This is a genomic window from Arthrobacter sp. yr096 (assembly GCF_900108925.1).
Classification (GTDB): domain Bacteria; phylum Actinomycetota; class Actinomycetes; order Actinomycetales; family Micrococcaceae; genus Arthrobacter.
This window is the reverse complement of record NZ_FNYI01000005.1, coordinates 12,470-26,549: the sequence shown is the minus strand read 5'-3', so window position 1 is coordinate 26,549 and position 14,080 is coordinate 12,470. Positions and strand designations below refer to the sequence as shown.

General features: G+C 64.2%; 13 protein-coding genes. 4 read left to right on the top strand and 9 right to left on the bottom strand.

The window, feature by feature from the left end; genetic code table 11:
- Nucleotides 1-7 precede the first annotated feature (7 nt).
- The 8 genes from BMY91_RS22940 to BMY91_RS13380 are packed head-to-tail and all read right to left on the bottom strand — an operon-like array spanning nucleotide 8 to nucleotide 7,412.
- Nucleotides 8-187, bottom strand: a complete 180-nt coding sequence (locus BMY91_RS22940) for a hypothetical protein (protein WP_143054071.1) — start codon at nucleotides 185-187, stop codon at nucleotides 8-10.
- The gene (locus tag BMY91_RS13410) at nucleotides 187-1,539 is read right to left on the bottom strand and encodes an NtaA/DmoA family FMN-dependent monooxygenase (protein WP_090822715.1); all 1,353 of its coding nucleotides are present in this window, start codon (nucleotides 1,537-1,539) and stop codon (nucleotides 187-189) included. Before BMY91_RS13410 ends, BMY91_RS22940 begins: the two co-directional genes overlap by 1 nt.
- 9 nt (nucleotides 1,540-1,548) lie before the next feature.
- The gene (locus tag BMY91_RS13405; RefSeq protein WP_090822713.1) at nucleotides 1,549-2,607 is read right to left on the bottom strand and encodes an LLM class flavin-dependent oxidoreductase; all 1,059 of its coding nucleotides are present in this window, start codon (nucleotides 2,605-2,607) and stop codon (nucleotides 1,549-1,551) included.
- Nucleotides 2,604-3,431: a DUF1684 domain-containing protein gene (locus tag BMY91_RS13400; RefSeq protein ID WP_090822711.1), complete on the bottom strand. Its 828-nt coding sequence runs from the start codon at nucleotides 3,429-3,431 to the stop codon at nucleotides 2,604-2,606. Before BMY91_RS13400 ends, BMY91_RS13405 begins: the two co-directional genes overlap by 4 nt.
- Entirely contained in the window at nucleotides 3,415-4,581 is a 1,167-nt protein-coding gene (locus BMY91_RS13395; protein WP_090822709.1) for an LLM class flavin-dependent oxidoreductase, read from the bottom strand. The genes BMY91_RS13400 and BMY91_RS13395 overlap by 17 nt, the downstream gene beginning before the upstream one ends.
- Nucleotides 4,578-5,558: an ABC transporter substrate-binding protein gene (locus tag BMY91_RS13390; protein ID WP_090822706.1), complete on the bottom strand. Its 981-nt coding sequence runs from the start codon at nucleotides 5,556-5,558 to the stop codon at nucleotides 4,578-4,580. The genes BMY91_RS13395 and BMY91_RS13390 overlap by 4 nt, the downstream gene beginning before the upstream one ends.
- A gap of 10 nt (nucleotides 5,559-5,568) precedes the next feature.
- Nucleotides 5,569-6,450: an amino acid ABC transporter ATP-binding protein gene (locus tag BMY91_RS13385; RefSeq protein WP_090822704.1), complete on the bottom strand. Its 882-nt coding sequence runs from the start codon at nucleotides 6,448-6,450 to the stop codon at nucleotides 5,569-5,571.
- Nucleotides 6,447-7,412 (bottom strand): amino acid ABC transporter permease, encoded by a 966-nt coding sequence (locus tag BMY91_RS13380; RefSeq protein WP_175538632.1) that lies wholly within the window; start codon nucleotides 7,410-7,412, stop codon nucleotides 6,447-6,449. The genes BMY91_RS13385 and BMY91_RS13380 overlap by 4 nt, the downstream gene beginning before the upstream one ends.
- 288 nt (nucleotides 7,413-7,700) lie before the next feature.
- Here BMY91_RS13380 and BMY91_RS13375 point away from each other — a divergent pair, with 288 nt between their 5' ends.
- From BMY91_RS13375 to BMY91_RS13360, 4 genes are all read left to right on the top strand, one after another.
- The gene (locus BMY91_RS13375) at nucleotides 7,701-9,638 is read left to right on the top strand and encodes an FAD/NAD(P)-binding protein (protein ID WP_090822698.1); all 1,938 of its coding nucleotides are present in this window, start codon (nucleotides 7,701-7,703) and stop codon (nucleotides 9,636-9,638) included.
- Nucleotide 9,639: 1 nt separating this feature from the next.
- Nucleotides 9,640-10,158, top strand: a complete 519-nt coding sequence (locus BMY91_RS13370) for a GNAT family N-acetyltransferase (RefSeq protein WP_090822696.1) — start codon at nucleotides 9,640-9,642, stop codon at nucleotides 10,156-10,158.
- Nucleotides 10,159-10,167: 9 nt separating this feature from the next.
- Nucleotides 10,168-11,886, top strand: a complete 1,719-nt coding sequence (locus BMY91_RS13365; RefSeq protein ID WP_177179917.1) for a helicase HerA-like domain-containing protein — start codon at nucleotides 10,168-10,170, stop codon at nucleotides 11,884-11,886.
- Nucleotides 11,887-12,001: 115 nt separating this feature from the next.
- Nucleotides 12,002-13,030, top strand: coding sequence for a hypothetical protein (locus BMY91_RS13360; RefSeq protein ID WP_090823462.1), 1,029 nt, complete (start codon nucleotides 12,002-12,004; stop codon nucleotides 13,028-13,030).
- 1 nt (nucleotide 13,031) lies between these two features.
- Here the strand turns inward: BMY91_RS13360 and BMY91_RS13355 are convergent, their stop codons facing one another.
- Nucleotides 13,032-13,931, bottom strand: coding sequence for an endonuclease domain-containing protein (locus BMY91_RS13355; RefSeq protein ID WP_256212735.1), 900 nt, complete (start codon nucleotides 13,929-13,931; stop codon nucleotides 13,032-13,034).
- Nucleotides 13,932-14,080 lie beyond the last annotated feature (149 nt).

The window sequence follows — 14,080 nt, the reverse complement described above, 5'->3', positions numbered from 1 at the left end:
CCGGGGGCTAAAGCGCCTGACCCCACACCGTCAGCTGGAGATTGATGGTGCCGCGGGCAGCGTCCGTGGTGTCCGGCGTGTCATTCTGCTGGATCATTCCGCGCCGCTGGAACGTAGAACCCCGGAATTCCGGGGTCCCAGCCAAGCGGCGCAGGAATGATCCAGCAAAATTAATCAGCCGAGTCATCAGACCTGTACCGGGTCTTCGGACCGCACCGGCGTCTCGAGCCCCAGGTTTTCCCGCAGGGTAGTCCCACGGTATTCCGTCGGGTAGACGCCGCGTTCCTGGAGTTCGGGCACCAGGTGGTTCACGATGTCGTCCAGACCTGTGGGGATGAGCCACGGTGAAATGTTGAACCCGTCCACGGCCCCAACCCGTGCATATTCGGCGAGGTGGTCCGCCACCGCGGTGTAGGAGCCGGTGAAGGTGGCATCGATGCGCGCAGTCTTCGAGGTGACAAACTGGCGGATGGAGAAGCCCTTGTCCTTTGCCTCAGCCCGCCACTGATCGGCAAGTTGCCTTGCCTTGGCACCATGGAAGCCGCTGCCACGGGTCTCCGAGGTTTCCTCCACCACGGGGTCGATCTCCGGCAAGGGACCATCCGGGTCATAGGAAGAAAGCTCCCGGCCCCAGAACTGCTCCAGGTACGCGATGGCCTGCTGCGGTCCGATCTGCAGGCTACGGACCCAAGCCTTCTTTTCCTGGGCTTCCTGGTCAGTGGCTGCCAGGATGAACTCGCTGGCCGGCATGATCTGGACGGCATTGGCTCCGCGGCCCGCAGCCACGGACCGTGCCACGATGTCGCGGCGGAACTCCACGGCGTTATCGAATTTGGGGTGGGCGGAGAAGATCACGTCTGCCTGCCGGGCTGCGAAGTCGCGGCCTTCCGGGGAGTCGCCGGCCTGGAAGAGCACAGGACGGTACTGGGCGCTTCGCGGCAAACGCGGAGTGACGTCCACGGTGTAGTGCTGGCCTTCGTGCACCACACGGCGGGCCGGGCCGGACGGAGTCTCCCAGGAGTCCCAGATGCGCTTGGCGGTTTCCACGAACGCCTCGGCGTGCTTGTAGCGGTCAGCGTGGTCCAGATAGCCACCACGGCGGAAGTTGGCTCCCGTCCAGGCGTTATCCGTGGTCACCACGTTCCACGCAGCGCGTCCACCAGAAACCAGGTCCAGGGAAGACAAGCGGTGCGCGAGGTCTGCGGGATCGTTGTAGGTGGTGTTCTGCGTGGCCACCAGGCCGATGTTGGTGGTCACGGCGGCGAGTGCGGCAAGCATGGTCTGAGCGTCGGGCCTACCCACAACGTCCAAGGCATGCGGGCGTCCGAGGTGTTCACGGAGGCGCAGCCCTTCGCCCAGGAAGAAGGCCGCGAACTTTCCGCGCTCGGCAGTCTGGACGATGTGCCGGAACGACTCGAAGTCCGTCTGTGAGCCTGATTCCTGGGCTTTCCAGATGGTCCCGGAGTTCACTCCTTGGAAGAAGATGCCGAACTGGATCTGGCCGCTCGGCTGGAAAATAGCACGGTTGTGCTGTGTCATGGGGTCCCCTTAATTTCCGGCAGCAGCACTGGCCGCGGCAGTCGTCGAATAGCGGCTTTCCGGGCGCTCCAGCCCGAGCACGTCGCGGAACGTGCCGTCCTGGATCGGCGCACGCAGCGAACCGCGGCGCCTCAGCTCCGGGAGGACAAGCCGTGACAGTTCGTCGAGCTCAATTTCCACAGCGGCTGGGTGGAGACGGACGCCGTCGGCCTCTTGAAGGAGTGAGGCCAGAAGGTCGGTGAGACCGGCCGCCGAGCCAACATATCCCGCACGGTCGCCTTGGAAGGCCACTGAACGTGAGGCCGCAGCCTGCCCACGCGCGTCCAGGACGACGTCGAGCTCCGCAACAATCGCCACGGAGGCACCCAGTCGCGCGCGCACGTCACGAACCTCCCCGGCAAGCAGCTCCGGAGTTGGCGCGCTGACCAGGACAGCGTCCACGGCATCGGCAGGAACCAGGCCCTCGCCCACCAGCGACGCCGGGGCCAACACCGGCAGCTGGCCCTGGAGCGGCCGCGGAATGATGGACGGGCCTTTCACCGAATAGCCGGCCCCGGAAAAGTCCGCCGGGGTTTCGAAGTCCGCGTAGTGCAGCTTGTCGACGTCGATGTAGCGGCCGGTGGCGACATCGCGGATCACGGCGTCGTCCTCCCAGGAATCCCACAGCCGGCGTCCAACCTCGATGGACGCGGCAGCCTCCTGCGCCAGCGCGTCACCTTCAACGAAGGAACGTCCGACGGCGGCGGCAGCCTCGGGTGCCACCGCTGCGGTAGCGATCCACCCGGCACGCCCGCCGGACACGTAGTCCAGGCTCGCCAGCTGCGTGGAGATGTGGAAGGGCTCCGTATATACGGTGTCCACCTCCGGCACGACGGCGATGGTCCGGGTTAGGGGGCTTGCGAAGGCGGCGCGCTGCAGGGCGTTGGCCCGGCCCGCTTCCGGCGCGTCCTTGAAGGTTGCCACGTGGAAACCAGCGGACTCGGCGGAGAGGACGGCGCGGGCAAGGTCCTCATACCCGGCGCCATCGAGTTCAATGGCCAGGAACCCGGCCTTGGCTACAGTGCTCACTTCTGGTCCTGACGTTCGTAGGGGATCTTTTCGCCGGCCTCGATGGCCACCGGAAGCCGGTTTTCGGCGGGCGGCAGCGGGCAGGTCGCGAGATCGGTGTACGCGCAGGGCAGGTTCACTGCCCGGTTGAAGTCGAGTTGCACGGAGCCATCTTCGGCGGGCACCACGGACAGCGAACGGTTGGCCGCGTAGGTGGTCTTGCCGGAGGTCTGGTCGGTGAACAGCACGGAGAGCGAGCCCGGCGCGTGCCCGTTGAACGCGGTCAGCGCCAGCTCCTCGCCTGCGAGCTTGAACCGGATCTCGCCCGGGGCTTCGTAAACGTGCTGGATGCCTTCAACGGCGGCACCCACCGTGGTGGGGCGCGGCGCCTCGAAGGGGACGAACGTCCCTCCAACGGCAAAGGCAGCGTTGGGCGTGTAGGCCGGCGTACCTTGATACTCCTGCAAGAGGGCATTCGATGGGTTCCGCGGCCGCACGATGTACTCGCCGCCGCGCTTGGCAACCTCGATCACGGTGTCGCCGGACACCAGGTTGATCCCGCCGCGCTCCGCGATCGGCCCCAGCACAACCGGCACTCCGACGCTCAGTTCTGCCCCGTCCTGCTGCAGGCTTTCGCCGGGCTCCAGGACAACACGTACGACGTCGTCATCCGCGCTCCAGGTGCCCGGCGCGCCTTCCAGCCGGGTTGCGTCGCTGCTGAGCCAGTGCAGGTGGGTGACGGCGAGGAAGCCATGCGGGTGGGCACGGTGGCGCTCATGCGCGGCATGCCACTCCCGCCATCCCTCGTCAAAGGATTCGAGTGCTGTTTCAGTGTGCGTAGACATGTGCGGTGTCGCTCCTGTTCAAGGCGTGGTCTGCGGTGACTGCTGCTGCTGCGTCCGGCTCGGTGGCACCGGCGAATTCGGGGCGGCCCGCAAAAGGATCCCCGGCTTCCCACAGCGTGGTGGGCGCCGAGGCCCGTACGGCCGGGATGACCTCCAGCGCGAAGCGTTCCAGGATCTCGAGCTGCTGCTCGAAGGGCAGAGTGGTGGGCAAGGAGATCGACTGGAGATCGTGGTTGTACAGCGAGTGGTAGCTGAGGATCTTGTCGATCACCTGCTCAGGGCTGCCTACCAGGGCCGGGCCCTCGGCTACGGCGTGCTGGATGTCCCGAAATGGCGAGTTGTTGCCGGGGACGTTGCGGTTGGCCGTCAAACCTTCATAGACCGGACCGTACTGGCGGATGGCTTCCTGAGTGGTCTCCGCGATGAACACCCCACCGGCCCCGCTGCCCGAGCCCAGGTACTGGTGACGCGGATCATGCCCATGACGCTCATATTCTTCGCGGTAGTGGTCGATCAGGACCTTGTAGTTTTCACGCGGCTGGATGGCGTTGGCCGTGAACAGCGGATCACCCCACTTGGCGGCGAGCGCAGCGGACGTCAGGGTTGTAGCCGAGCCGTGCCAAATCCGCGGCGACCCCGCAAAGGGGCGCGGCGTCGTCGTGGTCGGTTCGGTGAGCGCGGGCCGGAAGCTACCGGACCAGGTGACGCTTTCCTTGCGCCACAACGTCCGCAGCAGTGCGTACTTTTCCGCGAGCAGATCCCATTGGTCATCCAGGGACAGGCCAAACAGCGGGTACTGCAGGACTTCGTTGCCCTTGCCGATCACCAGTTCCAAGCGGCCACGGCTCAGTTGGTCGATGGTGGCGTAATCCTCGGCCACCCGCACCGGGTCCAGGACGGAGAGCACGGTGACGCCGGTCTGCAGGCGGATGCGGTGGGTGACGGCGGCAATCGCGGCAAGGACCGTCGTGGGCGATGACGAGACGAACTCGCCTGCGTGACGCTCGCCCACGGAGAAACTGTCCAACCCGAGTTCCTCGGACCTCTTTGCTGTCTCCACTACCTGGTTCAGCCTGTCAGCGGTGGAGACGATCTCCCCCGTGACCGGGTTCTTCAGGTGCGGGATGATGTCCAGGACCTGGAACTTCATTTGCCTGCTCCGAAGGTGGCCTCGGTGACGGTCTTGGACTCCGGGATGGCTTCCTCGGAAAGACCCCAGCGTTCCAGGACCTTGCCGTAGGAGCCGTCCTTGATGGTGGAGTTCAAGGCATCGGTGATGGCCGGGGCCAGTCCGTTGCCCTTGAGGGTGGTGGCGGCCACCAGGGTCTCGGCCGGCCAGCCGGCGTTAACCTTGCCCACTACCTTCAGGTCATCGCGGGTGTTCTCCCGGTACGTGACCGATGGGTACGGTGCCAGGTTCAGGTCGGTGCGGCCTGAGGAGAGAGCCAGAATGGTATCGGCGTCCGAGGAGTAGTACTGCAGCGTAGCCGGTGCTTTGCCCTTGTCCTCAAGCTCCTTGTTCCAGGCCAGCAGGATCTTCTCCTGGTTGGTGCCGGAACCTACGGAGATCTTCAGACCGGAAATGTCGTCCGAGCCCTTGATGTCGTAACTGGCGCTCTTCTTCGCTTCGAAACCCATGTACGCAGCACGGTAGGTGGAGAAATCGAACAGCTTCACACGCGCTGCGTTGATGCCCACGTTGGAGAACACTGCCTCAAAGTCGCCGGACTGGGTCTTCAGCGGCCAGTTCTCCCAGGACGTTACCTGCAGGTCCAGTTCCAGTCCGAGCTTGTCGGCCACGAGCTGGGCGATGTCCACCTCAACGCCGATCGGCGTCTTGTCATCCGTGGCGTGGAAGGACAGCGGAATGGAACCTGCAGTGGTGGCGACGGTGAGCTTGCCGTCCTTGGCAATGGCCGCAGGAACGGCCCCCGCTGCGACAGCGTCTTTCTCCCCACGGATCCGGTTCTGGTCAACAGAGGTGTTGTAGACGACGCCGTTCTTGGCGGCCTCAGACTCCGGCTTGGCGGCCGACGCCCCGGGATCGGAGCACCCGGCCAACGCAGGAAGCACGACGGCGGGGAGTACAGCGAGTGCCAGGAACCTGGCTTTGGTCTTGCGAAGCATGGAGGGTGTCCTAGATGTTGAAAGCTGGTTCGATGACTTTGGAGAAGAAGCTGCGGGTGCGTTCCTCGCGTGGGTTGGCGAAGATGTCCTGCGGTGTGCCGGCCTCGACAATCTGGCCTTGGTCCATAAAGACCACGGTGTCCGCGACGTCCCGGGCAAAGCCCATCTCGTGGGTCACGATGATCAGCGTTGTGCCGGACTTTGCGAGTTCCCGGATGACGTCCAGTACCTCGTTGACGAGTTCCGGGTCCAGTGCGGACGTGGGCTCGTCGAAGAGCAGAATTTTGGGATCAAGCGCCAGTGCACGGGCAATCGCAACGCGCTGCTGCTGACCGCCGGAGAGCTGGCGTGGGTAGGCGTCGGCACGGTCCTTCAGGCCCACGCGGTCCAGGAGCTCCAGTCCACGCTTCCGGGCTTCGGCTTTGGATCGCTTCTGCGCCACGATCGGCGCCTCGATGACATTCTCCAGGGCGGTGAGGTGCGGGAAGAGGTTGAAGCTCTGGAACACCATGCCGATGTGGGTGCGCTGCTTGAGGATGTCTTTCTCGCGCAGTTCGTGGAGCTTGTTTCCGCGGACCTCGTAGCCCACCAGTTCGCCATCGATGGTGATGTAACCACCGTCCACCTTTTCCAGGTGGTTAATGGTGCGCAGCAGGGTGGACTTACCAGAGCCGGAAGGGCCCACGATCACAGCCACTCCGCCTGGCTGGACGGACAAGGACACACCCTTGAGGACCTCCGTGACGCCGAAGGACTTCCGGACGTTGCTGATGTCCACCTGTCCACGGGTGGCAGGGGCCACTGGAGTCGAGGTAGCCGAGGCGGCGGTCTGGTTTTCAGCGTCAGCCTGTGCCGTCGTCGTGGATTCTTTGCGTGCAGCGATGATGCTCATCGGGCGTCCTTCGTGGGAGAGGCAGCAACATGGGTGGCGAAGAACTTGCGGGCCTTCTGCAAGGGCGTGAGCGGCAGCGTGCGCAGGGCACCCTTGGAGAAGTGGCGTTCTATGTAGTACTGGAAGACGCTCAGCACGGAGGTGATCACCACGTACCAGAGCGTGGCAACGAGCAGCAGCGGCAGTACCTGCTGGGTCCGGTTGTAGATGACCTGGACCGTATAGAAGAGCTCGGAGTAGGCCAGGACGTAAACAATCGACGTTCCCTTGACCAGGCCAATGATCTCGTTGAAGGCGTTGGGCAGGATGGCGCGCATGGCTTGCGGCAGCACAATCCTGGTGGAGCGCTTCCACGCCGGGATGCCCAAGGCGGAGGCAGCTTCGAGCTGACCCTGGTCAACGGAGAGAATGCCACCACGGATGATCTCCGCAGAGTAGGCCGCCTGGTTCAGGGTGAGGCCCAGGACTGCTGCGGCGAACTGGCTGATGAGCGTGGTGGTCTGTGCTTCGAAGAAGCGGACGTCCGTAAAGGGGATTCCCAGGCTGATCTTCTCGTACAGGTAGCCCAGGTTGTACCAAAGCAGGAGCTGGACCAGCAGCGGAGTGGAGCGGAAGATCCAGGAGAACGTCCAGGACACCGAGACCAGCAGCGGTGAAGCGGACAGCCTCATGAGCGCGAGGATGAAACCGAGCACGAATCCCAGCACACCGGAAATGGCAGTGAGTTTAAGGGTCTCGATGAGCCCGTTGACCACCGACTGTGCTGTGAACCATTCGGCCACCACACCCCACTCCCAGCGCGGGTTGGTCACCAGGGACCATGCGATGGCAGCGACGCCGGCAGCAACCAGTACGGTCCCCACCCATCGCCACGGGTGGCGGGCCGGGACCAGCTTGTACTCGGAGTAGTCCGGGGTGGGCGGTGCAGTGTCCGCCGTGGCAGGCGGTGCGATTGCACTCATGCGCCACCTCATTTCAGTTCGGTTGTTGTCTATCGGATGGCTGCCAATCTATGGGCGTGCCAAACCCGCCAGCAAGGCAGCAATTTGCACTTCTTCACCCGGCTTAGCAGGACTTCTCAGGGCTACGCACGGCGTCACAATTGCGTTCATCAAGCGTCAAATGAGTCGTGGTTTTGCGGGTCTTGACGTTCCGTGACGCGTGGTGAACGGCGGTTACCCGCTCCTCGACCCGCCCGCCCGGACGTCCCTAGATTGGACTGCACCAACCACTGTTTTTCAGGAGATCCCATGCCGTCACGAGTACCCGCCCTCGCCTTCATCGGCGGCGGCCCGCGCACGGCCGGCGTCCTCGAACGGCTGGCCGCGAACCGCGCTGACCTGTTTGACGGTCCGCTGCACATCCACGTCATCGAGCCGCACCAGCCAGGGTCCGGGAGGATCTGGCGCTATGACCAGGACCCCGGCCTCCTGCTCAACTCAACGGCCGCTGACGTCACCATGTTCACGGACGACTCCGTGGCCTGCGATGGCCCCACGGTGGACGGCCCGGGTCTTTCAACATGGGCAGCGGGCGTGCTGGATGGCACCATCAGGGACGTTCCTGCGCTGGAACCGCACCTGCTCGCACAACTGCGCTCCCTGACTCCGGCGTCCTTTCCCACCCGGCAACTCCAAAGCAAGTACCTCGAGTGGTTTTTCGGCCGGGCTGTTGCCGCGCTCGGCCCCCAGGTCACGGTGACGGTGCACCGTGACACGGCCATCGGCGTCACAGCCGCTGCCGCTGGCGGGCACGACGCCGGTACGCACCGCGTTCGGTTGGCCTCCGGCGCCGAGGTGGTTGCCGACGTCGTGGTGTACGCCCTGGGCCACACCGACTCGCAGCCGGACCCGGAATCCGTACGTCTCAGTGACTTCGCCGCCAAACACGGTGGGTTCCATGCGCCGCCGTCGTACACCACGGACGTGGACTACTCGGGCGTGAAAGCCGGCCAGGACGTGATCGTCGCCGGCATGGGCCTGGCATTCGTGGACCTGTTGGTGTTGCTGTTCGAGGGCCGCGGTGGCCGCTTCGAGGAACGGCCCGACGGCGAACTGGACTATGTCCCCTCCGGCGCCGAACCCAGGGTCTGGGCAGGGTCACGACGCGGTGTGCCGTACCACTCCAAGATCTCCTCCACTTTGCGCGGCGAGCCGGTTGCCCGCCCGCGGTACTTCACCGCCGAGGCTGTGGAGGCGTTGCTGGCCGAGCACCAGGAACTCGATTTCCGTACCCAGCTCTGGCCGCTCATCGCCAAGGACGCAGGCTACGCGTACTACCGTGAGCTGTTCACGGGTTACCCGGAACGCGTACTGGGAACGTGGACCAGCTTCGAGGCCCACTTCGACGCCGTTGATTGGTACAGCTCCGCCCGGGAAGACCTGGTCAACTTCGCCGTGCCCAATCCCGCACTGCGCCTGGACCTGGAGAAACTGGACCACCCGTTGAGCGGCTGCGCCTTTGCGGACCACCACACCGTCCAGCGCTCAGTGGCCGCCTACATCCAGAACGACCTCAACCTCCGCACCAGCCCGGACCACTCCCAGACCCTGGCCCTCTTCACTGCGCTGTTATTCGTTTATATGGACTTGGGCCGGCTGGTTCCCCAGGAACGGCTCAACGCCCGCTCCCAGCAGACCATCCACGGCTGGTGGCACGGTTTCTTCAGCTTTGTGGACTCCGGTCCGCCGTCTCACCGCCTCCGCGAGATGCTCGCGCTGCACCGGGCAGGTCTCCTGAAGTTCCTGGGTCCTGGCATGTGGGTGCGTGCCGATGATTCCGTAGGCCGGTTCGTGGCCGGTTCGTTCCAGTCGCCCGTGGTGGTTGACGCGTCCGCCTACATCGAGGCCCGGCTGCCTTCAGCTTCGGTTGAACGCTCCGCAAACCCCGCCCTGGCTGACCTGCACGACGCCGGATGGGGCACCGAACAGAGGCTGCTCACCTCCGAAGGCGCGCACTCCACCGGGAAACTCCTGGTCTCCGGGAATCACCAGGTATTGTCCCCTGTTGGTACTCCACAGAACGGATTGTTTGCGGTGGGCCCGTGGACGTCCGGTTGGGGTGCGGGGGCCTTTGCCAGGCCCAACACCAATGCAGCACCGTTCCGGGAGAACGACGCCCTGGCGCGCCGGATCCTGGAAACCCTGACCACTACCCGCGAACTTACCGGCGCCCTGCGAAAGGCCTGACATGACAACAACGCCAACCCTGCCGACGTCGGGCCTTACCGTCCTCAGCCTGCCCATGCGCGATCCCCGCGTTCGTCCGCTCCTGGACGAGCTCGCGGTCGAATACAACACCCGCTACGGGGACCTGTTCAGCAGCGAAGGGGCCGCGGAGGAACTGAACCGCTACCCCGCCGAAGAATTCGCTGCCCCGCATGGCGCGCTGATCATCATTCAGGAAAACGGCGAATCCGTGGCCGGCGGGGCCTTCCGCCGTTACGACGAGCACACAGCAGAGCTCAAGCGGATTTGGACGCACTCAGCCCATCGGCGTCGTGGACTGGCACGCCTGGTCCTGACGGAACTTGAAAACGAAGCGCGCCGCCGCGGCTACCGGAAGCTCTACCTGACCACCGGTCCGCGCCAGCCGGAGGCCAAGAACCTGTATCTGGCCACAGGGTACAAAGCGCTGTTCGACCTCGCCGCGGACCCCGAGGAAATCAAGCATTTGGCGTTCAGCAAGGATCTTGCCGTGCACAGCTAAGCTATGCGCATGGCTAACAAAACCACTGCCGAAAAGCTCGCTACCATCCAGCAGGGGTACACCCTGGAAGGTGCCACCATTGAACTCGGCGCCGCGATCGTAGACGGCGAGATCCACAAGGAAGCGCAGGTCCGGCTTCCGCTCGCCATGATGAACCGGCACGGGCTGGTGGCCGGAGCCACGGGTACCGGCAAGACGGTCACGCTGCACATGATTGCCGAGCAGCTTTCGACGGCGGGTGTTCCGGTTTTCCTCGCGGACATCAAGGGTGATCTGTCAGGGCTGGCCACCCCGGCCACCGGCAGTGAGAAACTCACGGCGCGCACGTCGGCGCTGGGGCAGGACTGGTCTGCGAAGAATTTTCCGGTTGAGTTCCTCTCGCTCGGTGGGGATGGCAACGGCATCCCGGTCCGCGCCACCATTACCTCGTTCGGGCCCATCCTGCTGTCCCGCATCATGGACCTCAACGACACCCAGGAATCCAGCCTCCAGCTGATCTTCCATTTCGCGGACCAGAACAACCTGGAGCTTATTGATCTTAAGGATTTGAGGGCGGTCATCCAGTTCCTCACCTCGGACGAAGGCAAGGCCGAACTCGCCAACCTCGGCGGGTTGTCCAAGGCCACGGCAGGCGTGATCCTCCGTGAACTGGTGACCCTTGAGGCCCAAGGGATGGAGAAGTTCTTCGGGGAACCCGAGTTCGATACCGCCGAGCTCCTCCGTACAGCCCCGGATGGCCGCGGTGTGATCAGCTGCCTTGAACTCCCCACGCTGCAGACCAAGCCCCTGTTGTTCTCCACGTTCCTGATGTGGCTGTTGGCGGACCTGTTCGAGGACCTCCCGGAAGCCGGCGACCTGGACAAGCCCAAGCTGGTCTTCTTCCTGGACGAGGCACACCTGCTCTTCAACGGCGCTTCCAAGGCCTTTCTCGGAGCCATCACCACAACGGTCCGGCTCATCCGTTCCAAGGGCGTGGGTATTTTCTTTGTCACCCAGACTCCCAAGGACGTTCCCGCCGACGTCCTCGGCCAGCTGGCCAACCGTGTGCAGCATGCCCTGCGCGCCTTCACCCCCGAGGACGCCAAAGCACTTAAGGCAACGGTGTCCACCTTCCCGGTGAGCGATTACGACCTCGAAGAGACGCTCACCACTGCCGGGATCGGTGAAGCCGTCATCACGGTCATGAATGAGAAAGGTGCTCCCACTCCCGTGGCCCTCACCCGGCTCCGGGCGCCCGAATCCGTCATGGGCCCCAGCACCGATGACCTGATCCGGAGCACTGTGGCCGCGTCCTCCCTGCTGGCCAAATACGGCACGGCAGTGGACAACGTCTCCGCCTACGAGAAACTGAATGGCCAGGCCGCTGCCCCCACGGGCGAAGCCGCGCCGGGGATGCCGCCGGCGCCCGCCTCTTCGCCGGGATCTTCCTCCGGCTCCTCGTCAGGCTCTTCCCAGGCAGACATCGATGCCGAAGCCCGCCGGATCGAGGAAGAAATCCTCGGAAGGCCCAGCTCGCGGCCCGCATCGATCCCGGAGTCTTACCCGGCTCCTCCGGCCCCGGCTCCTGCCCCGGCCCCGCAGCAGGACGGCATGTTCGGTGACATCGCCGGTGCCCTCGGTGGAGCGCTGGGCGGCGGACTCAAGAGCATGGTCCGATCCATGGGAACGCAGCTTGGGCGCGACCTCATGCGCGGAGTCTTCGGCACATCATCACGGCGCCGCCGTTAGTCCTGTTTCTCTGCAGAAACCACGACGCCGGGTGGCGGCACCGCGTGCGGCCACCCGCCGTCGGGCCTTCTCCAAACGGTGGATATAAGTCAGTCCGGGGTCTTCCTGCACAGTGATTGCTGCCGCGGCAGGTAACGTAAAGGGCGTGCAGTTGAGTCAAGCGTTCGTCAAGACCGCAGCCGGATGGCTGCTCGGTCTGATGCTTGCTGCCGCCGGGGCGATCGTCTGCATCAACTTGGTGAGCTCCTCGGTGGCCAGTCCCCAGCAGCCCGTCAAGGAGTATTTGGAAGCCCTGCAGAAGGGTGAAGGCGAGGAAGCGTTGGGGCTCCTCCGCGCCAAAGTACCCAGTTCCAACGCGGCCATGCTCGATGGAACAGCTCTCCAAACCGCCGCCTCCAAAATGTCCGACGTCAAAGTGGGAAACCCCGAAGCACGCGGCAGCAACCGGATGGCCGTGCCGGTGGACTACACGCTGGACGGCAGTAAGCTCCACACCGAGTTCCTGATGGAGCGCACCGGGACCCAATGGCTGTTCTTCGCGAAATGGGCGTTCGTGCCCACCACGCTGCCCACCATCGAGGTCACTGTGGTCAACGCCAGCGAGGCCACGCTCAACGGTGTGCCCGTGAACATGCCCAACGGCCGTAACACCTTCGCCGTGTTCTTCCCCGGCAAGTATGAAGCGAGCCTGAACGGCACCTACTTCGAGGCCCCCGCGACGTCTGCCTTGGTGACCACGCGCGACGCCGGCCAGGCGCCCCTCAACCTGCAGACGCGCTCCACGAAATCCATGAACGAGGCCGTCGCTGGAAAGGTCCGGGAATTCCTGGACACGTGTGCCGCCCAAGCCACAGAGCAGCAGCGACTCCAGCCGGATTGCCCGTTCTACCATGTCAGCAACGCCCGGGTTGTGGACGGAACCATCAAATGGGAAATCACTGAGTACCCCAAAATCACCATCGAGCCCTTCAGCGGCAAATGGGTAGTGGCACCACTGAACGGCAAGGCCCGCCTGACCGCCCGCGAGATCAACCTCTTCAGCGGCCTGGGCAACGACCTCAGCGTGGAGCATGACTTCAGCTTCACTACTCAGTTGGACGTTGGCGAAGACACGGTCACCGTCACTCCCCTGCTGACCTTCTGACTTATTCTTCCCCGCCCCGTGGCCCAGCCATGTCACGCCCCGCAACTTTCTGGCCCGATTCCCACCCGAGTTCCTTGGATTCCTGGGGATGGACCTCTCTAGAGCCGGCAAAACCTTGCTCAGCGTGACGGCGTCTTGAGCGGTTTCCCCGGGCCAGCACCGCCAAGACCTCCTGAACCATCTCCTCAGGGTTGTGGACTACGTCGGCGTAGTAGTAGCGGAGCACTGTGTAGCCCTTCACAGCTGAGACATTCCCTCGGCGATGGCCCCTTTTAACCTGAGCCCAGTCAGAGTGGTGACGACCATCGAGCTCCACTAGCAACCAGCCCTCCAGAATTAGATCCACGTAGCCCACACCCTCCAGATAGAACTGTGTTTGCACGCTGATCCCCGCCAGCCGGAAGTGCGTTCTGGCCAACGTCTCCAACAGCGATTCCGCTCCGCGGTCCACCCACCCGAGGACAGCCCGGGCTTTGCCGTTCCTTTTGCCCTTCAGACGCCTCAGCAGGAAGTCCACTGTCATGTCACCCCTGCCCACGGCGCACTCCACCATCACCAAGGCCTCCGTCCACGGCCGGCAGCGCAAAGCATGTATCAGCACATCGGCCAGGGACGCGACCGGGCGGTATGGGTGGGCAGGCAACAGCAACCCTCGGTGCTGAATTGCTGCGACTCCGGCATCGCCACGGGCCTGGTACACATGCACGGAATCGCTGCTCGCCAGCACCCAGAGGTTGTAGAAACCGGCAGCACTAATGCACGTAAGCAGCTGACGGTTAGTAACCAACCCGACGTGGGCGGCATCAGCCGAGGCTAAGGCATACACTCCCCGCGCGGGCTGGAGCACTCCTCCACGGCTGGCACGTCTCAACGCTGCGTCGGTGACGCCGAGCCTGGTCATGGCCGGCCGTCTAGCCGCACCCCCTAGACGTCGCAAGGCTTCCTCGGCTTCCATCCCCTCAGCCTGCCGTTCCAGGCAAAGAGCCAGCACTGCACACGTGGACTATGTGGATAATCCGTGGCTCAGGAACGGCCAACGTGGAACTGCTG

Bases quoted from the DNA above. Each gene is read 5' to 3' on its own strand.
- BMY91_RS22940 (WP_143054071.1), bottom strand. From the start codon at position 187: ATGACTCGGCTGATTAATTTTGCTGGATCATTCCTGCGCCGCTTGGCT.
- BMY91_RS13410 (WP_090822715.1), bottom strand. From the start codon at position 1,539: ATGACACAGCACAACCGTGCTATTTTCCAGCCGAGCGGCCAGATCCAG.
- BMY91_RS13400 (WP_090822711.1), bottom strand. From the start codon at position 3,431: ATGTCTACGCACACTGAAACAGCACTCGAATCCTTTGACGAGGGATGG.
- BMY91_RS13395 (WP_090822709.1), bottom strand. From the start codon at position 4,581: ATGAAGTTCCAGGTCCTGGACATCATCCCGCACCTGAAGAACCCGGTC.
- BMY91_RS13390 (WP_090822706.1), bottom strand. From the start codon at position 5,558: ATGCTTCGCAAGACCAAAGCCAGGTTCCTGGCACTCGCTGTACTCCCC.
- BMY91_RS13385 (WP_090822704.1), bottom strand. From the start codon at position 6,450: ATGAGCATCATCGCTGCACGCAAAGAATCCACGACGACGGCACAGGCT.
- BMY91_RS13380 (WP_175538632.1), bottom strand. From the start codon at position 7,412: ATGAGTGCAATCGCACCGCCTGCCACGGCGGACACTGCACCGCCCACC.
- BMY91_RS13375 (WP_090822698.1), top strand. From the start codon at position 7,701: ATGCCGTCACGAGTACCCGCCCTCGCCTTCATCGGCGGCGGCCCGCGC.
- BMY91_RS13370 (WP_090822696.1), top strand. From the start codon at position 9,640: ATGACAACAACGCCAACCCTGCCGACGTCGGGCCTTACCGTCCTCAGC.
- BMY91_RS13365 (WP_177179917.1), top strand. From the start codon at position 10,168: ATGGCTAACAAAACCACTGCCGAAAAGCTCGCTACCATCCAGCAGGGG.
- BMY91_RS13355 (WP_256212735.1), bottom strand. From the start codon at position 13,931: ATGACCAGGCTCGGCGTCACCGACGCAGCGTTGAGACGTGCCAGCCGT.